This window comes from Streptomyces sp. NPDC057099, assembly GCF_042671245.1.
Taxonomy (GTDB): domain Bacteria; phylum Actinomycetota; class Actinomycetes; order Streptomycetales; family Streptomycetaceae; genus Streptomyces; species Streptomyces purpurascens.
This window is the reverse complement of sequence record NZ_JBHUTX010000007.1, coordinates 272306-293312: the sequence shown is the minus strand read 5'-3', so window position 1 is coordinate 293312 and position 21007 is coordinate 272306. Positions and strand designations below refer to the sequence as shown.

At 71.2% G+C, this 21007-nt stretch carries 21 protein-coding genes and 1 tRNA gene; 8 read left to right on the top strand and 14 right to left on the bottom strand.

What is annotated here, in order from left to right; translation table 11 throughout:
• From ACFT4A_RS13475 to ACFT4A_RS13460, 4 genes are all read right to left on the bottom strand, one after another.
• The coding region (locus ACFT4A_RS13475) for a PTS sugar transporter subunit IIA (protein ID WP_382829092.1) at positions 1–588 on the bottom strand (588 nt) is incomplete at its 3' end.
• 148 nt (positions 589–736) lie between these two features.
• Positions 737–1684, bottom strand: a complete 948-nt coding sequence (gene pfkB, locus ACFT4A_RS13470) for a 1-phosphofructokinase (protein WP_382829090.1) — start codon at positions 1682–1684, stop codon at positions 737–739.
• A complete protein-coding gene (locus tag ACFT4A_RS13465; protein ID WP_382829088.1) occupies positions 1681–2442 on the bottom strand; it encodes a DeoR/GlpR family DNA-binding transcription regulator in 762 nt (253 codons plus the stop codon). The genes pfkB and ACFT4A_RS13465 overlap by 4 nt, the downstream gene beginning before the upstream one ends.
• Before the next feature lie 162 nt (positions 2443–2604).
• Positions 2605–4113, bottom strand: a complete 1509-nt coding sequence (locus tag ACFT4A_RS13460) for an MFS transporter (protein WP_382829086.1) — start codon at positions 4111–4113, stop codon at positions 2605–2607.
• A 62-nt stretch (positions 4114–4175) separates the two neighbouring features.
• Between ACFT4A_RS13460 and ACFT4A_RS13455 the strand changes: the two genes are divergently transcribed.
• A complete protein-coding gene (locus ACFT4A_RS13455; RefSeq protein ID WP_382829084.1) occupies positions 4176–5159 on the top strand; it encodes a helix-turn-helix transcriptional regulator in 984 nt (327 codons plus the stop codon).
• Positions 5160–5183: 24 nt separating this feature from the next.
• Here ACFT4A_RS13455 and ACFT4A_RS13450 read toward each other — a convergent pair whose 3' ends face one another.
• Together ACFT4A_RS13450 and ACFT4A_RS13445 are read right to left on the bottom strand one after the other, a co-directional pair.
• A complete protein-coding gene (locus ACFT4A_RS13450; protein WP_382829081.1) occupies positions 5184–5843 on the bottom strand; it encodes a TetR/AcrR family transcriptional regulator in 660 nt (219 codons plus the stop codon).
• A gap of 368 nt (positions 5844–6211) precedes the next feature.
• Positions 6212–7210 carry an RNA polymerase sigma factor RpoD/SigA gene (locus tag ACFT4A_RS13445; RefSeq protein WP_382829079.1) on the bottom strand — a complete coding sequence of 333 codons (999 nt, stop codon included), beginning with the start codon at positions 7208–7210 and terminating at the stop codon, positions 6212–6214.
• A gap of 193 nt (positions 7211–7403) precedes the next feature.
• Between ACFT4A_RS13445 and ACFT4A_RS13440 the strand changes: the two genes are divergently transcribed.
• The gene (locus tag ACFT4A_RS13440) at positions 7404–7922 is read left to right on the top strand and encodes a GNAT family N-acetyltransferase (RefSeq protein ID WP_382829077.1); all 519 of its coding nucleotides are present in this window, start codon (positions 7404–7406) and stop codon (positions 7920–7922) included.
• A gap of 61 nt (positions 7923–7983) precedes the next feature.
• On the opposite strand, the gene ACFT4A_RS13435 is transcribed toward ACFT4A_RS13440, so the two are convergent.
• Positions 7984–8769, bottom strand: coding sequence for a dioxygenase (locus ACFT4A_RS13435; RefSeq protein ID WP_382829076.1), 786 nt, complete (start codon positions 8767–8769; stop codon positions 7984–7986).
• A gap of 88 nt (positions 8770–8857) precedes the next feature.
• Here ACFT4A_RS13435 and ACFT4A_RS13430 point away from each other — a divergent pair, with 88 nt between their 5' ends.
• Positions 8858–9391, top strand: coding sequence for a MarR family winged helix-turn-helix transcriptional regulator (locus ACFT4A_RS13430; RefSeq protein WP_382829073.1), 534 nt, complete (start codon positions 8858–8860; stop codon positions 9389–9391).
• 89 nt (positions 9392–9480) lie between these two features.
• On the opposite strand, the gene ACFT4A_RS13425 is transcribed toward ACFT4A_RS13430, so the two are convergent.
• A complete protein-coding gene (locus tag ACFT4A_RS13425; RefSeq protein ID WP_382829071.1) occupies positions 9481–11022 on the bottom strand; it encodes an MFS transporter in 1542 nt (513 codons plus the stop codon).
• Between the two features lie 161 nt (positions 11023–11183).
• Positions 11184–11828 (bottom strand): TetR/AcrR family transcriptional regulator, encoded by a 645-nt coding sequence (locus ACFT4A_RS13420; protein ID WP_382829068.1) that lies wholly within the window; start codon positions 11826–11828, stop codon positions 11184–11186.
• Positions 11829–12241: 413 nt separating this feature from the next.
• Here ACFT4A_RS13420 and ACFT4A_RS13415 point away from each other — a divergent pair, with 413 nt between their 5' ends.
• From ACFT4A_RS13415 to ACFT4A_RS13405, 3 genes are all read left to right on the top strand, one after another.
• On the top strand, positions 12242–13528 hold the full coding sequence (locus ACFT4A_RS13415; protein WP_382829126.1) for a M6 family metalloprotease domain-containing protein: 1287 nt from the start codon (positions 12242–12244) through the stop codon (positions 13526–13528).
• Positions 13529–13600: 72 nt separating this feature from the next.
• Positions 13601–15394, top strand: coding sequence for an IclR family transcriptional regulator C-terminal domain-containing protein (locus ACFT4A_RS13410; RefSeq protein WP_382829065.1), 1794 nt, complete (start codon positions 13601–13603; stop codon positions 15392–15394).
• A gap of 89 nt (positions 15395–15483) precedes the next feature.
• A tRNA-Arg gene (locus ACFT4A_RS13405) sits at positions 15484–15559 on the top strand.
• 89 nt (positions 15560–15648) lie between these two features.
• On the opposite strand, the gene tgmC is transcribed toward ACFT4A_RS13405, so the two are convergent.
• The 5 genes from tgmC to ACFT4A_RS13380 all read right to left on the bottom strand — a co-directional run bounded on the left by tgmC (position 15649) and on the right by ACFT4A_RS13380 (position 18890).
• Positions 15649–16773, bottom strand: coding sequence for an ATP-grasp peptide maturase system methyltransferase (gene tgmC, locus ACFT4A_RS13400; protein WP_382829062.1), 1125 nt, complete (start codon positions 16771–16773; stop codon positions 15649–15651).
• On the bottom strand, positions 16773–17723 hold the full coding sequence (gene tgmB / locus ACFT4A_RS13395) for an ATP-grasp ribosomal peptide maturase (protein WP_382829059.1): 951 nt from the start codon (positions 17721–17723) through the stop codon (positions 16773–16775). Before tgmB ends, tgmC begins: the two co-directional genes overlap by 1 nt.
• Complete coding sequence (gene tgmA, locus ACFT4A_RS13390; protein WP_382829058.1) at positions 17720–18031, bottom strand: putative ATP-grasp-modified RiPP; 312 nt, start codon at positions 18029–18031, stop codon at positions 17720–17722. Before tgmA ends, tgmB begins: the two co-directional genes overlap by 4 nt.
• Before the next feature lie 92 nt (positions 18032–18123).
• Positions 18124–18312: a hypothetical protein gene (locus ACFT4A_RS13385; protein WP_382829055.1), complete on the bottom strand. Its 189-nt coding sequence runs from the start codon at positions 18310–18312 to the stop codon at positions 18124–18126.
• The gene (locus ACFT4A_RS13380; protein WP_382829052.1) at positions 18309–18890 is read right to left on the bottom strand and encodes a hypothetical protein; all 582 of its coding nucleotides are present in this window, start codon (positions 18888–18890) and stop codon (positions 18309–18311) included. The genes ACFT4A_RS13385 and ACFT4A_RS13380 overlap by 4 nt, the downstream gene beginning before the upstream one ends.
• Positions 18891–18997: 107 nt before the next feature.
• On the opposite strand from ACFT4A_RS13380, the gene ACFT4A_RS13375 reads away from it, so the two are divergent.
• Together ACFT4A_RS13375 and ACFT4A_RS13370 are read left to right on the top strand one after the other, a co-directional pair.
• A complete protein-coding gene (locus ACFT4A_RS13375) occupies positions 18998–20215 on the top strand; it encodes a helix-turn-helix domain-containing protein (protein ID WP_382829050.1) in 1218 nt (405 codons plus the stop codon).
• On the top strand, positions 20212–20754 hold the full coding sequence (locus ACFT4A_RS13370; protein WP_382829047.1) for a flavoprotein: 543 nt from the start codon (positions 20212–20214) through the stop codon (positions 20752–20754). Before ACFT4A_RS13375 ends, ACFT4A_RS13370 begins: the two co-directional genes overlap by 4 nt.
• Positions 20755–21007: the final 253 nt, after the last annotated feature.

Genomic DNA, 21007 nt, shown 5'->3' with positions numbered 1-21007 from the left:
CGCCCCCTGCCGCCCGGGGCCCCCGGGGGGGGCGCGCCCGCCCCGCGGCGGGGGGGGGGCCCCGGGGGGGGGGCGGGCTCGCCCCCCCCCCCCCCCCGCCACGGTGTCTTCGGAGGCCGCCTCCGCGGAAGAATCGGCGGAGTCGGGCTCGTCGCCCCGGATCAGCGCCGCCGCGGCGCCCGCGTCGCCGACCGAGCGCAGCGCGTCGGTGAACTCCGTGTTCATCAGCTGCCGGGCCAGCGACGACAGGATCGTCAGATGGGCGTCGTCGGCACCGGCCGGCGCGGCGATCAGGAAGATCAGGTCGGCGGGGCCGTCCGTCGCACCGAAGTCGATGCCGTCGGAGCTGCGCCCGAAGGCGAGCGTCGGCTCGGTGACGTGCTCGCTGCGGCAGTGCGGGATGCCGATGCCGCCGTCGAGGCCGGTCGGCATCTGGGCCTCGCGGGCGGCCACGTCGGCGAGGAAGCCGTCCAGGTCGGTCACCCGGCCCAGGGCCACCATGCGCTCGGCGAGGGCGCGCGCCGCCGCTTCCTTGGTGTCGGCGGACAGGTCGAGATCGACCAGTTCCGCGGTGATCATGTCGCTCATCGCGGGCTCCTTAGCTCGCGTATCGCCCGGTGCGTGGGGTGGGCGGGGGAAGGGACGGGGGTGCTGCGGTGGGGGGTGACGAGGGTGGCGGCGGGGAGTAACGGGGAGGTCCGCCGCTCAGGGTCCGGTTCGTGCGGCTCGAGGTACGTCATGACACCGGCTCCTTCAGCACACGGTCCGCCGGGACCTCCGCCGTGACCGTCACCGCCGCGGGGTCCAGGTCGCCCGGCGTCGGCATGACGCTGCCGGGCAGCTGGACGGCCGCCGCGCCATGGGCGACCGCGGAGGCGAGGGCGTCCGGGCCGCTACCGCCGGCGATCAGGAAACCGGCGAGGGAGGAGTCACCGGCGCCCACGTTGCTGCGGACGGTGTCCACGCGGGCGCTGCCGAACCAGGCGCCTTCGTCGGACACCAGCAGCTGCCCGTCGGCGCCGAGGCTCGCGAGCACGGCCCGGGCGCCCATGGCGCGCAGTTCCTCGGCCGCCTTCACGGCGTCGCCGACGGTGGCGAGGGGGCGGCCGACGGCTCCGGCGAGTTCCTCGGCGTTCGGCTTGACCACGTCGGGCCGCTCCCGGAGCGCCTCCAGCAGCGCGGGCCCGGAGGTGTCCAGGGCGATCCGGGCACCGGCGGCGTGGGTGCGGGCGACCAGCTCGGCGTACCAGGAGGGGGCGAGGCCTCGCGGGAGGCTGCCGCAGCAGGCGATCCAGGCGGCGTCGCCGGACTGCTGCCGTACGGTTTCCAGGAGCAGTTCGCGCTCGGCCTCGGACAGTTCCGGACCCGGTGCGTTGATCTTCGTCAGGACGCCGTCGGCCTCGGCGAGGGCGATGTTGGAGCGGGTGGCCCCGGCGACCGGGACCGGCGCGACCTCGATGCCCTGCTTGTCGAGCAGGTCGGCGACGAGCGCGCCCGGGGCGCCGCCGAGCGGCAGGACCGCGACGGTGCGCTGTCCGGCCGCGGCGACCGCGCGCGAGACGTTCACGCCCTTGCCGCCCGGGTCCATCCGCTCGCCGGTGGCGCGGATGACCTCGCCGCGGTCGAGGGACGGCACCTCGTAGGTGCGGTCCAGTGACGGGTTGGGGGTGACGGTGAGGATCATGCGCGCACTACTTCCGTGCCGCCGCGCTCGATGGCGACGGCGTCTTCGGGGCTCAGCCCGCTGTCGGTGATCAGCAGGTCCACATCGCTCAGGTCGCCGAAGCGGGCGAAGTGCTCCTGGCCGTGCTTGGAGGAGTCGGCGATCAGGACCACCCGGCGGGCGGCGGCCACGGCCGCGCGCTTCACGGCGGCCTCGGCGAGGTCGGGGGTGGTCAGACCGTGCTCGGCGGAGAAGCCGTTGGCGGCCACGAACAGCACGTCGGCGCGGATCTCGCCGTACGCCCGGAGCGCCCAGGCGTCCACGGCGGCGCGCGTACGGTGCCGCACGCGCCCTCCGATGAGGTGCAGCTGGATGCCGGGGTGGTCGGCGAGGCGGGCCGCGATGGGCAGGCTGTGCGTGACGACGGTGAGGGAGGCGTCCAGCGGGAGGGCGGCGGCCATCTTCGCCACCGTCGTCCCGGCGTCGAGGATCATGGTGCCCTCGCTCGGCAGTTCCGCGAGGGCCGCCTTGGCGATGCGGTCCTTCTCGTCGGCCGCCGCGGTCTCGCGCTCGGCGAGGTCCGGCTCGAAGTCGAGACGCCCGACCGGGATGGCTCCGCCGTGCACCCGGCGGACCAGGCCGGCCCGGTCGAGGGCCGTCAGATCCCGGCGGATCGTCTCCGCCGTCACCTGGAACTCCTCGGCCAGCGACACGACATCCACTCGGCCGCCGTCACGGGCGAGCCGGAGGATCTCCTGCTGCCGCTCCGGTGCGTACATGTCTGTTTCGCCTCCGCCTCATGCCCGAACGTGTGGTTTCAGCGGGAGGCTACGCCGAGATTTCCGGGAAGTAAACAGGTTCGGGCTCAATCGGGCATGATCGGAAACAGAAACGGGCCCGGCACCCTGTGAGGTGCCGGGCCCGTACGACGTACCCCGCTGTCAGACCAGCACCGCTTCCTTCCCCTCCGCCGCCAGCGCCTCACCCTCCACGTGCTGCGCCGGCCGCTTCGGCAGGGCGAACATCAGCAGGAAGATGACGGCCATCACCGCGGCCACCCAACCGAGCGCGTTCTCGAAGGCGTCGGCGAAGGCCGGGCCCACCTGATCCCGGCTCAGATGGTCGCTGATCGAGCCGAAGAACACGACCGACACCAGCCCGAGTCCGAGCGCGTTGCCCATCTGCTGCACGGTGTTGATGAGGCCGGAGGCCGAACCGGAGTGCTCGCGCGGCACCTCGGAGAGGATCGCGTCGGTCAGCGGCGCGACGATCAGGCCCATGCCGACGCCCATCACGACCAGCGGGAGTGCCATCTGCCAGGAGGTGATGGCGAGGCCGTAGCGCCCGGACTCCCAGATGTAGAGCAGCACCCCGGCCGCCATGACCAGCGCGCCCGCCTGAAGCACCTTGCGTCCGAAGCGCGGGACCAGCTTCTGCACGGACATCCCGGCGGCCACGGACACCGCGATCGAGAACGGCACCCCGGTCAGCCCGGCCTTGAGCGGGGTCCAGCCCAGCCCGAACTGCATGTACAGCGTCCACACCAGGAAGAAGATGCCGAGCGCGACTCCGAAGACGGTCTGTACGGCGATCCCGGCCGCGAAGCTCTTGACCCGGAACAGCGACAGCTCGACCAGCGGGGAGCCGTCCCGGGCGCTCTTGCGCCTCTCGAACGCCACCAGCGCCGCGAGGACGACGAGCGAGCCGGCCATCGAGACGTACCCCCACAGCGGCCAGTCCAGCTCGCGGCCGCGGATGAGCGGGTAGAGCAGCATCAGCAGGCCCAGCGTCACGAGCGCGACACCCACCAGGTCCAGCTTGAGGGCCTTCGGCGCCTTGGACTCGGTGATGAACCGGCTGCCGAGGATCAGGCCCGCGACCCCCACGGGCAGATTGATCAGGAAGATCGAGCGCCACTCCCACCCGAAGAGGTTCCACTCCGTCAGCAGCGCGCCGAGCAGCGGACCGGACACGGCCCCGAGTCCGACGACCGCGCCGAACAGCCCGAAGACCTTGCCCCGTTCGTGCGCCGGGAAGGTCGCGTGCACGATCGACAGCACCTGCGGCACCATCAGCGCCGCCATACCGCCCTGCAGGAACCGCGAGGCCACCAGCATCTCCGGGTTCACCGCGAGGCCGCACAGCGCGGAGGCGACGGTGAAGCCCCCGATGCCGACGAGGAAGATCCGCTTGCGGCCGTGGATGTCGCCGAGCCGTCCGCCGGTGATCAGCCCGGCGGCGAAGGCGAGGGCGTATCCGGCGGTGATCCACTGGATCTCGCTGAAGGACGCGCCCGCCTCCCGCTGGATCGACGGGATGGCGATGTTGACGATCGTGACGTCGACGAGGTCCATGAAGGCGGCGGTCATCACAATGGCGAGGGCGAACCAGCGGCGGCGGTCGGTCCCGCCGCCGTCCGTGGAGCCGGGGGTGGTGTCGGTGGAGGTCATGCTTCGAATCTAGGGGGTCATTAGGTCAGATCATGACCTAGTGGTACGGCATCCTCGTCGGTATGACGACGGACACACCGGCCCGGCTGCTCACGCTCCTCTCCCTCCTCCAGACGCCCCGCGAATGGCCCGGCGGCGAGCTCGCCGACCGGCTCCGGGTCTCCCGCCGCACGGTCCGGCGGGACATCGACCGACTGCGCGAACTGGGCTATCCCGTGCAGGCGACCAAGGGTGCCGACGGCGGCTACCGGCTGGTCGCCGGCAAGGCCATGCCGCCGCTCGTGCTCGACGACGAGGAGGCCGTGGCCATCGCGGTCGGGCTCCGCGCCGGGGCGGGGCACGCGGTGGAGGGCCTGGACGAGGCGTCGGTGCGGGCGCTGGCCAAGCTGGAGCAGGTGCTGCCGGGCCGGCTGCGCCACCGCGTGACCACGCTCCAGGCCGCGACCATGCCGCTGACCAGCGGGGACGGCCCGAGCATCGCACCCGAGACACTGACCGTGATGGCCTCGACGGTGGCCGGGCACGAGCGGCTGCGGTTCGCCTACCGCGCGGCGGACGGCACCGGCTCACGGCGTCTGACGGAGCCGTACCGGCTGGTCTCGACGGGCCGCCGCTGGTACCTGGTCGCCTACGACATCGACCGCGACGACTGGCGCACGTTCCGCGTCGACCGGGTGAGCGAACCGTTCGCCACGGGGGCCCGCTTCGTACCGCGCGAGCTGCCGACGGGCAGCGCTGCGGAGTTCCTCCGCCAGTCGATGCAACGGCAGCAGCAGACCTACGACTTCGAGGTCACCTTCGCCGCACCGGCCGACTTCGTCGCCGCCCGCCTGCCGAAGTGGCTCGGCACACCCGAGCCGTTGGACGACAGCAGCTGCCGACTGCGGGGATCCGCGGGCGACCAGGTGCAGTGGGTGGCCTTCCGGCTGGCGATGCTGGAGTGCGACTTCACGGTCCGGGAGCCGAAGGAACTCGTGGGGGTCGTCAGGGAGTTGGGGGCACGGCTGAGCAAGGCAGCCGGAAACCAAGACCCCGACGGGGCATGACCCCCGGCACCCCCGGCGGCGGCGTCACGCCTCCCACGGGAAATCCCGCAGCGCCGCCAGGTTCCGTGACGCGAGTTCCGCGGGTCCGCCCGGGCCCTCCACCGGGCGGTCTCCTTCCGCCCAGGCCTCCAGGGCGGCGCGTACGGCGGCACTGGCGACGGCGGCGGCGAAGCGTATTCCGGGGGCGGCGGCAACGTTGTCGTCGGTCTTCTCGGCTCCGGTGACCCGCTCCGCCAGCACCTCCCCCAGCATCCGTTCCGAGGTCTGGCACACCTCCGCCCAGACCCGGCGCAGGGACGGGTTGGCCTCGGCGAGGCGCAGGAGCGTGCGGACCCACTCCCAGGAGGAGGCCGAGACGCCGACGCCCGGGGTGAGGGTGTGGCGGACGCCCTGTTCCAGGGCCTGGAGCACGCTCGCGTCGGCCGGAGCGGCCCGCACCGCCGCCACCCAGCGCTGGGCACCGGCCGCGTAGAGCGGGGCGACGGCCTCCTCCTTGGTGGCGAAGTACCGGTAGAACGTGCGCGGGGCGATACCGGCGGCCTGGGCGATGTCCTCCGCGCGGGTGGCGCGCAGGCCGTGCCGGACGAAGAGGCCCGCCGCCGCCCGGGCGATCTCCATCCGCGTCTCGGCCTTCCGCCGCTCGGTCAGCGAGGCCTGAGGCGGGGTCGGGGTGGTGCTGCTCACGCCCGGCAGGGTATGCCCATGTGACACAATCTGCCATCTGGCGGGCCACCCCGTGGTTCAGGTACGGGGTGCCCCGCCCTCCAAGCACCGCGCGCGAGGCGCCGGCAGGAAAAGAGCCGGACCCCGGCGCCCGGGGGGAGGGGCGCCGAAGTCCGGCCTTGGGAGAGTCCCGGCGCCGGGGGGAGTGCGACGGGACTTGGTTCTTGGGGGCCGAGGGGGTGTAGGCCCCGGGCCCGAACTGGTGGACCCGGAATTCTTGTTCCCCGAGTCCTTCGGCTTAAGCGGCGATACAACGCCATGTTTGCGCGGTCTTTCGCCACCCGGCGTACGCGGTGTCACGCATCACGCAGCCGGGTGCGAACCGGACGTCACGCCGCCGCGTCGAAACCGGTGCTGCGCGCCAGCTTCTTCAGCTCCAGCAGCGCGTGCTTCTCTATCTGCCGGATGCGCTCGCGGGTCAGTCCGTGTTCCTTGCCGACCTCGGTCAGGGTGCGCTCCCGGCCGTCCTCTATGCCGTAGCGCATCTTGATGATGGAGGCCGTGCGCTGGTCGAGGCGGCCGATGAGGTCGTCGAGCTCCTCGCTGCGCAGCAGCGTGAGCACCGACTGCTCGGGCGACACCGCCGAGGTGTCCTCCAGGAGGTCGCCGAACTGGGTCTCGCCCTCGTCGTCCACCGACATGTTCAGCGAGACCGGGTCGCGGGCCCAGTCGAGCACGTCGGTGACGCGCTCCGGCGTCGAGGCCAGCTCGGCGGCGATCTCCGCGGGCTCCGGGTCCCTGCCGTGCTCGCGGTTGAACTCGCGCTGCACACGGCGGATCCGGCCGAGCTCCTCCACGAGGTGGACGGGCAGGCGGATCGTACGGGACTGGTCGGCTATCGAGCGGGTGATGGCCTGGCGGATCCACCACGTCGCGTACGTGGAGAACTTGAAGCCCTTGCGGTAGTCGAACTTCTCGACCGCGCGCACCAGGCCGGCGTTGCCCTCCTGGATCAGGTCCAGCAGCGGCAGACCGCTGCGGGGGTAGCGGCGGGCGACGGCGACGACCAGGCGGAGGTTGGACCGGATGAAGATGTCCTTGGCCCGCTCCGCGTCGGCTATCAGGGCCTCGAGTTCGTGACGGGTGGCGTCGGCCTTGGTGTCCTCGAACCCGTCGAGGACCTGCCGCGCGAACACACCCGCCTCGATGACCTGTGACAGCTCGACCTCCTTGGCGGCGTCGAGCAGTGGTGTGCGCGCTATTTCGTCGAGGTACATGCCGACCAGGTCGCGGTCGGCGATCTCGCCGCCATGGGCGCGAACACTGCTTGCCGCGTCGGCCGTCTCGCCGGTGGCGGACTTACGACGGGCGACGGCACGGGTTGCCATGCGTGCTCCCTTGCGATGGTGAGGTCAGCGGGCGGTCCTTCGGACGCTGGACTCCGTCTCCGGGACTCTCCGGACTCTCCTCGGGTGCCCTGCATCCGATGGAAACAACGACTGGAATCAGGACAGAATTCCCAACCCGCCCCACGATTTTCCTGATCATGCAGTACCCTGTCCGGCCACCTGGGGAGGCACGATGCCGTCAGAACGTACAGAGCTGCAGGTCAGGCCGGGAGTCGAGGCCGACCTCGAAGCTCTCACAGCCCTCTACAACCACTATGTACGTGAGACAGCGATCACATTCGATACCGCGATCTTCACTCCGGAAGAGCGCCGCCCTTGGCTGCTCTCCCATCCTGTAGACGGCCCGCATCGCCTGATGGTTGCCACGGGCACCAACTCACAGGAAATTCTGGGCTACGCCACCTCAAGCCCTTTCCGGCAGAAGCCCGCTTATGCCACCTCGGTGGAGACGACCGTGTACGTCGCCCCGCACGCCGGCCGCCGCGGCATCGGCACCCTCCTGTACGAGGCCCTCTTCGAGGCCCTGTCCGGCGAGGACCTGCACCGCGCCTACGCCGGCATCGCCCAGCCGAACGAGGCGTCCGGCCGGCTGCACGAGCGCTGCGGGTTCCGGTACGTCGGAACGTACCGGGAGGTCGGCCACAAGTTCGGCCGCTACTGGGACGTGGCCTGGTACGAGAAGCCGCTCTGACACCCGGGGAGCGGACCACCTAACACCCGCGGCGCGGACTCCGGGCCCCTTGAGGCCAATTTCAGCCGAACTGCACGGACCGCTTGGCCAGCCCCATCCAGAACCCGTCGATCACCGACTTCTGCGCGTCCAGCTCACCGGCCGCGTCGGCGGCGCCCATGGTCACGAACAGCGGGGCGAAGTGCTCGGTGCGCGGGTGGGCGAGCTGCCCCGCGGGCGAGGTGTGGAGGAAGTCAAGCAGGGCGTCCACGTCCCGTGCCTCCAGCGCCCGCCGGCCCCAGTCGTCGAACTCCGCCGACCAGCCCGGGATGCCGCCCTGCCGGAGGGCGGCCAGGTTGTGGGTGAAGAAGCCGGAGCCGACGATCAGCACGCCCTCGTCCCGCAGCGGGGTGAGCTTGCGGCCGATCTCCATGAGCCTGACCGGGTCGAGCGTCGGCATGGAGACCTGGAGGACCGGGATGTCGGCCTCCGGGTACATCTCGACCAGCGGAACGTACGCGCCGTGGTCGAGGCCTCGGTCGGGGACGTCCTGGACGGGCACACCGGGGGCGCGCAGCAGCTTCCGTACCGACTCGGCGAGCTCCGGTGCGCCGGGAGCCTCGTACCTCACCCGGTAGTAGTGCTCGGGGAAGCCCCAGAAGTCGTAGACGAGGGGGACGGTCTCGGTGGCGCCGAGGGCGAGCGGGGCCTCCTCCCAGTGGGCGGAGACCATCAGGATCGCCTTGGGGCGCGGCAGTCCGGCGGACCAGGCGGCCAGTTCACCGGGCCAGACCGGGTCGTCGGCCAGCGGCGGGGCGCCGTGGCTGAGGTACAGAGCGGGCATGCGCTCCTGGGTGGCGGCGGACATGCTGCGACTCCCTCCAGAATGGTTCCCTGACAAAACTGTACGGGCCATTTGTTTAATCTTCAAGGAGGGGCCACGTAGAGTGGAACACATGAAGGCACCCGCATCCGCACCGACACCCGGCTCCGGCCAGGAGCCCCAGAAACCGCGCTGGCTCACCGACGAGGAGCAGCGCGTCTGGCGCTCGTTCATGGAGGGCGTCACCCTCCTCGACGACCATCTCGACCGTCAGCTCCAGCGCGACGCGGGCATGCCGCACGTCTACTACGGCCTTCTGGTCAAGCTCGCCGACGCGCCCCGGGGGCAACTGCGGATGACCGAGCTCGCCATGCTGGCGAAGATCACCCGCTCCCGCCTCTCGCACGCCATCGCGCGTCTGGAGAAGAACGGCTGGGTGCGCCGCGAGGACTGCCCCGACGACAAGCGGGGCCAGTTCGCCGTGCTCACGGACCAGGGCTTCGAGGTGCTGCGGCAGACCGCCCCGGGCCATGTGGAGGCCGTACGGCAGGCGGTCTTCGACCGGCTCTCCCCGGAACAGCAGAAGTCCCTCGGCGAGATCATGAGGATCGTCGCCGAGGGACTTCAGCCGACCGAAGCGGGTGCGGACCTGCCCTGGCTCCGCTGAGCCGGGGCAGGTCCTGGAATCCATAGGTACGAGGCGTCCCCTTCCTCGTGCCTACGGGTGGCCCGAAGGGGGTTTCTCAGGGGCCGCCGTCAGTGGGCGACGACCGGGATCTGCACCTCGTCGTCCACGCCGGAGTCCGAGCCGGTCACGGGTGAACTGTCCGGCCGGCCGGCGTTGACGAAGGTCAGGGCGATCGCGGCGGCCACGACGAGGATGCCGACGGCGAACCAGATGGCGCTCGTGTAGCCCTCGACCATGCCCTCCAGCTGGACCAGCTGCTGCTGGGACCGGCTGGTCGCCCCCACGATGTGGTCGGCGATGTACGACGTCGTCGCCGAGGCGGCGATGGTGTTCAGCAGGGCGGTACCGATCGCGCCGCCCACCTGCTGCGAGGTGTTGACCATCGCCGAGGCGACACCGGAGTCCCGGGGCTCGACGCCCTGGGTGGCCAGGGACATGGCCGGCATGAACGCCGTACCCATGCCGAGGCCGAGCAGCAGCATCGCCGGCAGCAGCAGGGCCGCGTACGAGGAGCCGATCTCCAGCTGGGTCAGCAGCAGCATGCCGAGCGCGGCGACCAGGAAGCCGGGGCCCATCAGCAGGCGCGGCGCGACCCGGGTCATCAGACGGGTGCCGATCTGGGTCGAGCCCGTGATCATGCCCGCGATCATCGGCAGGAAGGCGAACCCGGTCTTGACCGGCGAGTACCCCTTCACGATCTGCAGGTAGTAGGTCAGGAAGAGGAACAGGCCGAACATCGCGATGATCGCGAGCCCGAGGGAGAGGTAGACACCGCCGCGGTTGCGCTCGGTGACCACGCGCAGCGGCAGCAGCGGGGCCTTGACCTTGGACTCGACGATCACGAAGGCCAGCAGCAGGACGGCCGAGGCGACGAACATCCCCACGGTCACGGAGTCGCTCCAGCCGTCGGACTCGGCGCGGGTGAAGCCGTAGACCAGGGCGACCAGGCCGAGGGTGGACAGGATCACGCCGGGGATGTCGAGCGACGAACGGTTGCGGCCGCCCTCCGGCTCACGGATGACGAAGTAGGCACCGGCAGCGGCGACGATGGCGAACGGGATGTTCACGAAGAACGTCCAGCGCCAGTCCAGGTACTCGGTGAGGAAGCCGCCCAGGATCAGACCGACGGCACCGCCGCCACCGGCGATCGCGCCGTAGATGCCGAACGCCTTGGCGCGCTCCTTGGCGTCGGTGAACATCACGGCGAGGAGCGACAGCGCGGCGGGCGCGAGCAGGGCACCGAAGACGCCCTGGAGGGCGCGGGCGCCGAACATCATCGCCTCGTTGGTGGCCGCCCCGCCGAGCGCGGACGCCGCGGCGAAGCCGCCGAGCCCGACGACGAACGCCCTCTTGCGGCCCCACAGGTCGGCTATCCGGCCGCCGAACAGGAGCAGACCGCCGAAGGCGAGGGCGTAGGCCGTGACGACCCACTGCCGGTTGCCGTCGGAGATGCCCAGGTCCTGCTGGGCGGAGGGCAGGGCGATGTTCACGATGGTGGCGTCCAGGACGACCATCAGCTGGGCGAGCGCGATGAAGACGAGCGCTTTCCAGCGGCCGGCGTCCGGCGAGGCGGCCGGAGTGCCGAGTGCCTTTGAGGCTGTTTCAGACATGGGGGTACCCACTTCGGGACTTCGTGACGGAAAGAGATGTCGAGAGACAGCGGACTCGTCCATGGGGACGGCCGCAGGGACTGTCGTCTTGGCCTCAGAGGTGGTGTCTTGGCTTCAGACGGATGGGACGCGCTGAACTAATCGGTCAGGTCACTAATCGGTCAGGGCCGGCGCAGATCCTCCAGGGTCACGGCCGTGCCCGGCAGAACGGAGCGAGCGGGTGCCCGCAGCCCGTCCAGGAACAGCTGAAGATGGCGGTGGACGAAGGGGTCAGCACGGAAGCAGTCCGTCCCGGCCGGGGGCCGGCTGAGCTGGGCCACGGCGATCATGACGTCTCCCACGCCCACGTCGGAGCGGAGCTGCCCGGCCGCACTGGCCCGGTCCATGACCTCGGCGACCTGGCTCTCGACCCGTTCGCGCGCGGCTTCCAGATCCGGGTGGTGCTGGTCGAACGTGCTGGAGACCATCGGGCACAGCGCGCTGATCCGCTCGTCGGCGGCGGCGTGCACGAAGCGCTCCAGCGCCTCGAACGCGTCCCCGGTCTCGGCGAGCGCGAGCTCGGCCGCGGCGGCCGTACGGTCCATGACGGAGCAGACGACCTCGCGGACCAGCGCGTCGCGGTCCGGGAAGTTGCGGTACACCGTGGCGTTGCCCACGCCGGCCCTGCGGGCGATCTCGTCGAGCGGCACCTCGGGGCCGTGCTCGACGAACATCTCCCGGGCGGCGGTGACGATCCGCTCCCGGTTGCGCAGGGCGTCGGCGCGAGGCCGGGGCGCCTTGCGCTGCTCGGGGGTGGCGGTCTGCACGGCGTACTCCTGGATGAGTGAGGTGTGTGCGATCCGGGGAGCACGTCCCCGCTTCGCTCTGACACATGGCTAAACGGGGAGTGGGTCCCCGGTATTTCCCGTAGCCGGGATTTTTTTCTTGTGACCTGGATCACAAGTGCTCTGGGGGGCGCGGGGCGGACGCGGGGCGCTACTGACGGGAAACCCACGATCGGTCTCCTCCAACGCGCGCCGCCATCCGCCGCAACGCAGGGTGAGCGGAAGGGTGCAGCCGGAGACCGGCGGCTGCCGTGGCGCGGGAGGTCCCCTGCATGCAGCCGCAGCAGCAGCCTCAGCGACCCCGGCGCCGGGGCGCGGCGGGGTCGCTCGGTCCATGCGTCACGGGCGGTACGCAGCAGGGCGGCTCGGGCCGTACGCAGCCGCCCCGCTGTCGGATACCCCGGCCACCCCGGAGCCGTCTGGCCGCCCTCGCCTGCGTGACCGCCCTGACCTTCTCGGTCAGCACCTCCGCCGGCACGGGCCACCTCACCCCCGGCGCCACGACGGCCGGAGCCGGACCGATCTCCCTGTCCCGCAGCTCCTCGCACGGCCCCTGCCTGATCCGCGGCGCCCGCGAGGTCCAGATGTCCGAGGGCATCCCCACCTCCGGCGGCTACACCCGCTCCACCGGCACCGTCCGCGCCCTCACCCTGATGATCGACTTCTCCGACGCCCCCGGCGACGGCGACGCTCTGGAGCGCTTCCGGGAGTTCTTCCCGCAGACCCGCGAGTGGTTCCGCACGAGTTCCTACGGCCGCCTCGACTACCGCCCCGAGACCCCTATCCCGGGGTGGCTGCGGATGCCGAAGTCCTTCCGCGAGTACGGCATAGAGCGCGGCGCCCCCTTCGACCCCGGCTACCGCACGCTGGTCCAGGATCTCGTGGCCGCGGCCGACCCCCAGGTGGACTTCCGCGCGTACGACCTGGTCAACGTGCTGGTCACCCCGAACGCCGGCCCGTCCGCCCTGGACACGGTCCTGTCCGTCACCTTCGCCGGCAACCCCGAGGCCCCGACAGCCGACGGCACCCCCGTGGCGAACGCCTCGTTCGTCTACTCCCGCCAGGACGACGGTTCCGGCTCCTACGACCGCAACGGCTACCGCGTACTCCCCCACGAGAACGGCCATGTCTTCGGCCTGCCCGACCTGTACACCGCCGAGGGCGGGGGCGCGGTCGGCCACTGGGACATCATGAGCGAGGACTGGGGCGCCAACAACGACTTCCTCGGCTGGCACAAGTGGAAGCTGGGCTGGCTCGACGCGGCCCAGGTCCACTGCGTGGCGACCCCCGGCACCTCGGAGTACACCCTGACCCCGCTGGCCAACGCCGGCGGCTCCAAGCTGGTCGTCCTCCCCCTGGACAGCGCAACCGGCTACGCCGTGGAACTGCGCACCCGCGCGGGCAACGACGAGACCGTGTGCCGCCCGGGCGTCCTGATCTACAAGGTCGACGCGGAGGTGGACACGGGCATGGGCCCCGTCACGGTCTACGACTCCCGGCGCGACAGCGGTGGCTGCACCCGTGCGCCGAACATCCACGCGGAACTGTCGGACGCGCCGTTCACGCCCGGGGAGACGTTCCGGGACGCGCGCAAGGGGGTGGAGATCGAGGTGGCGGGGATCGATCTGCAGGGAGGAGGTGGAGGTGAGGGCGGGTATCGCGTGCGGGTGACGAGGGGGTAGCGACGCCAGGGGGAACGCGTCCCGGACTCCGGATTACCGTAGGCCTGCCGCGACCGCCGTACCGGAGAGCCGATGCCAGCGAAGCCCATGAACGACGACCCCGAGGGGTCCGCCGCCCCCTCGGCCGACGAGAACGGGGCGGCGGTGAAGGACGGCGGGACGACGGCAGGAGGCGGCGGAGCGACGACAGAGGACGGCGGCACGGCCACACCGGCCGGGGAGTCGACCACAGCGACCGGGGAGTCGACCACACCGACCACAGGGTCGATCACGCCGGATGAGGCGGTCACTCCCTTGATACGCGGCATCGCGGTGCTGCGGGAGCTGACCGAGGCGGACGGCACGCTGAGCCTGAGCGGCCTGGAGCGGGCCACCCGCCTCGCCCGCTCCACGGTCGACCGCATCACGGCCACGCTCGCCCGCATGGGCTACGTCCGCGTGGACGGCAGGGACGTACACCTCTCCCCCCGCCTGATGGAACTGGGCAACGCCTACCTCGGCGCCCTGCGCCTCCCCTCCCTCCTCGCGTCCCGGGCGGACGCCCTGGCCGACGAACTGGACGAGTCGGTCTCCCTGGCGGTCGCCGACCGCGACGGCATCCGCTTCATCCACCAGGCCACCCGCCGCCGCGCGATGTCCCTGAGCTTCCGCATCGGCGACCTGCTCCCCGCCGAACGCACCGCCCCCGGCCCTCTGTTCGCGACGGAGTGGACGGCCACCGACTGGCAACGCTGGCGCGAACGCCGGGCGGCGGACCCGAGGGACCTCTCCTTCACGGCCGTACCACCGCGCAAGTACGGAGCGGACGCGAGAGACGACGAGACGTTCGTGGGCCGTACGCGGGAGGCGGCCGCGAACGGCTGGTCCTTGGACGACCAACTGATCGAACCGGGCCTGGTGGCGATCTCGGTACCGGTCCGCTCCCCTCACCCGACCACCGCCCACCGCCCGCCGGTCTGCGTGGCCAGCGTGGTCAGCCACACCAGCCGCCACACGGCACACAGCCTGCGCACCACCCTGCTGCCGAGGCTGCAGGCGGCGGTCACGCAGATGGAGGGGGAACTGGACCGCACCCCACCCCCACCCCCCGGCACACCGCCATCGGACCTGGCGCTCTGGACGGGCGCGTCGAAACAGCAACTCGGCCGCGACTTCATCGAATCCCTGGCACGGGGCCTGACGGTCCTCACGGCCTTCCGCGAGGACAGGCCGGAGCTGACCCTCACGGAGGTGGCCCAGGCCACGGGCCTGGCCAGGGCGACGGCCCGCCGCGCATTGATCACCTACGAACACCTGGACCTGGTGACGCCGACAGGCGACCGCACCTTCGCCCTGACCCCCCAGGTCCTCTCCCTGGGCTTCCCACCCCTCTCCCGCACGACCCTCCCCGACATCGCCCACCCCCACCTCTCCGACCTGACGTCCCGCATCCACGAGTCGACGTCCTTGGCGGTGCTGGCCGACTCGGGCGAGGAGATCCAGTTGACGGCGAGGGTGGCCACGGGCCGGGTGATGAGCGTGAACATCACGTTGGGCACCCGCCTGCCGGCGTACGCGACGGCTCTGGGCCGAGTCCTCCTGTCGGACAGGGCCACGACCACGTCCACGGACACCCTGACCGCGATCCGCTCCCAGGGCTACGCCCTGGTGGACGAGGAACTGGAAGAGGGCCTCCGCTCCATCGCGGTCCCGATCCGCGACCGTTCCGGACGAGTCGTGTCCGCCCTGAACACAGCGATGCACGCAAGCCGCCACACCCTCCGGGAGTGCGTGACGGACCTCCTCCCCGAGCTGACGACCACCGCCACCCGCATCGAGTCCGACCTCCACACCGCCGCCCGCTTCACCCACGTCCCCCTGACCTGACCCCACACCCACCCGACCCGCATCCGGTACGCTGACGCCAGTGGTCCTCCCAGACCACAGGCACGCCGCTGCTTGCGTCCGATGCCACTGCCTTCGTAGCTCAGGGGATAGAGCACCGCTCTCCTAAAGCGGGTGTCGCAGGTTCGAATCCTGCCGGGGGCACCAGCCAAAAGGCCCCGGACCGATCATGGTCCGGGGCCTTTGACATCCACTTTTGACATCAGCGGGGCGGCCGAGAGCTCCCCTCGCTTCGGCTACCAGCGGATCGTCTGCCCCTCCGGCGTAACGACGACGGTGAACTCCTCCAGCTTCGGTGCGCCGGCGGCGTACCAGCGGCCGAGCTGTTCTTCCACGCGGTCCCACAGCCCTTCCGGCCCGCCTTGTCGGACGAGCCACCGGCCGCCGTCCTCGTACACCGCGGCCCACGAACCGGAGCCGACGTCGACCAGGACGTTCTCGGTGCGCCCGTCCCGCTGCATCGTCAGCCGTTGGGCGCCCGGCACGGCGAGTTGTGTGACGAAGCGTGCGCTCCAGTTGTTCAGCACGTCAGCCCCGGTGACGGTCTCACGTTCCTTGCCGTCGTCGAGGTCGGGGAGCATGCCGAGCGGGGGCGGCAGCTGCGGCCGGGCGAGCATGAAGGAGATCTGCCCCCCGAGCAGTCTGCCGTGGGCCACCCCGTCGTCGCCGACGGTGAGCCGGGCCAACTCCGAGGCATACAGCCACCCGCACAGGGTGGCCAGGATGACTCCGCCCGGTGCGGTCTGCTCGATCCAGGCGTGCGGTACCTCCAGCACCCCGCAGGTGGCGACCAGCCGATCGTACGGGGCCCCGTCCTTGTGCCCGGCGAGGCCGTCACCGACCACCAACTCGGGGAAGTAGCCGCAGGAACCCAGGGCAGCACTCGCCCTGCTGGACACCTCCGCATCCACCTCCACCGACGTCACCAACTCGTCTCCGAGTCGGTGGCACAGCAGCCCCGTCGAGTAACCGGTGCCAGTGCCGATCTCAAGCACCCGGTTGCCGTCGTCGACTTGGAGCTCTTCCAGCATCCGCACGACCAGGCTCGGCATGGTGCTGGACGACGTGGGGGTGCGCAGAATCTCACCGCGGATGTCGCCCGGCACGACGGTCCCGGCGATCTGAGTGACCAGCGACGCATCCGCATAGCAGCGCTCCAGCCAGCCGGCTGTGTCGGGCAGGACTGGCCGCCAGGCGGTAGGTGCGGAGCCGTCGACCTGATCGAAGAAGCCGCCGCGCAGGAACTCATGGCGGGGCACGGTTTCGACAGCCGCGCGCCACGGCGGGGTACGCAGAAAGCCGCCACCGGCGAGTCGACCGGCCAACGCACGGCGATGGGTTGCGGAGTCCACGACGGTCATCAACGCACCTTCCTTTCCAGCAGGTCGGCCATGGCCTCGAGCATCGGCAAGCCGGTCTCCGGTTCCAGCCAGTACCACTGCCCGGACGGGTTGCACTCCAGGAACCACCATTGCCCCTCGCGGTCGATGGCGAAGTCGAAAGCGCCGAAGACGAGGCCGAAGCGGGACAGGTACGCGTGCAGGGCGTCGACGATGCCGGGCGGCGGGCTGACCACGGTGTAGCGCAGACGGCTGTAGTCGGTGCGCCAGTCCAACAGGTCCGAGTCGATGCGGACGGGGAACACCCGGTCACCGATGACGGTCACGCGTACGTCCGCGGTCTTCTCGATCCGCTGCTGGAACAGGTGCGCGGTGCCGGAGACGGCCTCATCGATGTCATCGGCCGCCACCTCGGCGACCTCCACGGTGCAGGAAACCCCGTCGATGCGGTACAGCGGCGCCGACAGAGGCTTGTAGATCACGGGTGCGCGCTGCTTGATGAACGATCGCGCGGCATCCGGGTCCGAGGTGATGACCGTCGGCGGGAGATGGAACCCCGCAGCCGCAGCGGCGGCCAGGCCGGACGGTTTGAACTCGGCGTCCCCGATGCGGTGCGGGTGGTTGACGTACAGGCAGCCGGGAAGCGACGCGAGGACTCCCCCCAGACCGTAGCGGGCCTGAGCGACCGCGAACCGGGCGTCCTGCTCGTCCAGGTGCGGGAAGGTGAAGCCGGAAGGCCGGCGGTAGTACAGGGACCGGACCTGTGTCAGGTCGGCGGTCCGTGACGGCGTGGACAGCGTTCCTTCCACGCCGTTCGAGGTGATCGTGGCCGTGACCGACAGGGCGTGAGGGAAGTCCCCCGAATCGAACCGCACGACCGGGACACCCCGGCCGTGCAGCTCACTGATCACCACGTCGGCCGTGGGGTCGTCCAGATTGGTGACGACCAGCACCGGACCGAGATCGCTCACTGGTCGGTGTCGTTCCCGGTGTCCTGGTCACCGCCGCCGCTGCCACCGTCACCGGACCCGTCTGACGGGTTACCGGTGTTGGTCGCCGGATTCGTGCCACTGCTGGTGCCGTGCTTCCCCATCTCCAGCACATGGCCGTCGGCGTCGAAGTAGCGAGCCGTCTGGGTGGTTCGGTCGAGCTCGACGCGGGCGTAGCCCGGCGCCATCGCCGGATACGGAGCCATGCGCCGCACGCCCCAAGGGGGCGGCGTGGCCGCGCCGGACGGCAGAGGCGTCCCGGTCGGGAACCGATCTGAGTGAGCAAACAAGAGTTCTTCCTCTCTTCTTCGATCGCTTGACGAGCCCGCCCCGGCGCTCGACCTGTCCAGGGTTGGAGGTTGGGGGCGCGCGTCTCCTTGGGTCAGGCGCCGCGGCGCGCGTCCCGGCATTCCCTGCTCAGCCGTACGGCTTCCGGGCACGTCAGCCGAAGGTTCGCGCCCTGGTCGTCAGCGGCCGTGCACGTCGGGCACGTCATGCAGTGGTCCGCCAGGCACTCGAACGCGGCTGCCCAGGGGGCGTCGACGGACGACGGATACTCGCGGCCGCTCATGCCTCCGGCTCCGCAGGCACGCAGTGCTGTCCGGCGGCGATGAGGCGGGCGACCTCGGCGGGCGAGCACAGCGTCGAGGGCGAGTCCATAGGCGCCGACCAGTAGGTGGCGCGGGGAGGAGTCCATTGCACGACGTCCACTCTCGGCACGCCGAGGTAGCTGCCGCGGCCCAGGCAGTCCACGCCCATGGCCCGCCGGTCGTCGAGGGCCTGGTGCCAGGTTCTGGGCATGCTCGCGGGGACCAGGGCGTAGTACCGGCGGAAGCGCGGATCGCAGATGACCGGGCCGCCGTCGAGGGTCTCGCGCAGGAACTGGTCCAGCTCGGGGGCCCCGGTGATGCCAGTGAGGGCGACGAGGAGACGGCCGGGGATCCGCACAGCGGAGAACAGGGTGCCCAGCGGCAGCAGCGTCACCTGGTGCTGCTCCCATTCCAGCCGGGCGCGGTCACGGCTCGGTGCCGGAAGTGTTGCCAGCAGCCAGTGCTCCGAGGCCAACCGCCGGTCAGCGGTGGGGTGAATGAGCACGCCGGGCGCAGCCTCGATCGGTCGTAACGCCAGACGGCTGTGATCGCTGTTCATGCTCGCGTCTCCCCTGTCGCATGTGGTCCGCCTCACACATGGGACGGTAGGACGCGGTACAACACGGGTGGGCACGCAAAGTGCGTGCCTTGTACGGGGGCACTGGGATGGACACTTCAGGCATCGGCCGGCGCATCGCCTACTGGCGAGCCGAGCGCGGCTACACCCAGTCGGACTTCGGCCACCTCATGGGCCAGACGAAACGCTGGGTGCAGGACATCGAAGGCGGCAAGCGCCAACAGGACCCGCGGCTTTCGGTACTGGTGCGCGCGGCCGAGATCCTCCGCGTCCCCCTGGAGCAGCTCTTGACCGATTCCGCGCCCCAGCAGCCCGCAGACAGCGCCCCGCCCGCCGACGCCCTCCGCGTCATCGACGCCCTGTACGGCCCCGACCGTGACGACGACGTGCCCCTGCGGCGGGATGTTCTGCAACGCCGCCTCGACTACTGCTGCGTGGCTTTCCAGTCCTGCCACTACGCTGCGCTCTCCCGGGACCTGCCCGCACTGATCGGGGATGCCGGGCGGGCGGTGCACGCGGCGCCCGTCGGCGATCAGGGTGAGGCGCATGCGCTGCTCTCCCGCGTGTACCAGCTCGTCACCTCGTACCTGCACAAGTACGGTGCGGCAACGGCGATCCCGGCGGCGCTCGCCGCTGACCGGGCGCTGGTCGCCGCCGAGCGGTCCGGTGACCCGGTGCAGATGGGCGCGGCCGCCCGGCGGGTCGCGAAAAGCCTCGTCCACCAACAACGTCCGGCCTCGGCGGTCGAGTTCGCGACGACGGCCGCGCGGCGCCTGGCCGACGGGCTCACCGACCGCGGGGCGCTCGGCCTGTCCACCCTCGGAATGCTGTACCTGTCCGCCGCGCTCGCCGAGTCCTCGCAGGAGCGGACCCCCGGGCGCGTCGCGGCGGCGGGCGGGTACGTGGCCGAGGCCGGGGACGTAGCCGCGCGGCAGGGCGCCGACCTGGACGAGGACTACACCCAGTTCGGGCCGACGAACGTCACCTTGCACCGGATGGACGTGCTGCTCCGCTTCGAGGACGGATGGTCCGCGCTCGAAGCCGCAGAGGACGCGAGGCCCGAAGCCCTCGCGGGGATGACCCGGGAGCGGCAGGCCGGGCACCGGGTCGCCATCGCGCGCGCCTCGCTGCTGACCCGACGCAAGGGCGCCGCCGCGGCAGCCCTGCTCCAGGCCGACGAGCTGGCACCCGAGGAGGTGCGCGGACGCCCGGAGACGGTGAACCTCGTCAAGGACGTGGTCCGCGTGACCCGGGACCCCGGACCGGCCTTGCGCAGGCTTGCCGGGCATTGTGGACTGCGGGCATGACCCAAGTGCTCTACCTCATTGCCTGCGCCGCTGGCCCGACCCAGCACATTGACGACGGCGTCCGCGCCGCGCAGGCCGACGGCTGGGACGTGTGCCTCATCCTCACCCCGTCCGCAGCGACCTGGTGGGAGCCGCGCATGGAGGAACTCGTCGAGCTGACCGGGCACCCCGTTCGGTCGCGGTACAAGCTGCCGTGGGAGAAGGACGCCCTACCGAAGGCCGACGCGATGCTGGTCGCGCCGATGTCGTGCACCACGTTGAACAAGTGGGGGGCCGGCATCTCGGACACTGTCGCCATCGGTATCCCGTCGGAAGCGGTGCACATGGGCGTGCCAGTCGTAGCGATGCCCTACTTCAACCAGGCTCAGGGCGCGCAGCCTGCGGTGGCACGGTCGATTGCCGTCCTGCGCGAGCAGGGCATTCTGGTCCTCGATGGCCCGGACGGATACCAGTCGCACCCTCCGAAGCGGGGGAACCCGCGCGCTTATCCCTGGGGGAAGGCGCTCGCTGGCCTTCGGCGAAAGACCGACGCTCGCTGACCCCGGACAAGACGAAACGCCCCCTCCCGCCCGAAGGCGAGAGTGCGCAAAAGCTCTCAGGGGAACTGACGGCACATCAACCGAGACGGGACGAGCCCCGGCAGCCCGACTGAGTTACAACTTTCTCTACGGGGTTTCAAGGCGCCGCGCGAGCGCGGCGCGGGGGGGCCGGCGGCCCGCCCCCCCCCCCCCCCGCCCCCCCCCCCCCCCCCCCCCCCCGCCGCCCCCCCCCCCCCCCCCGCCCCGCCCCCCC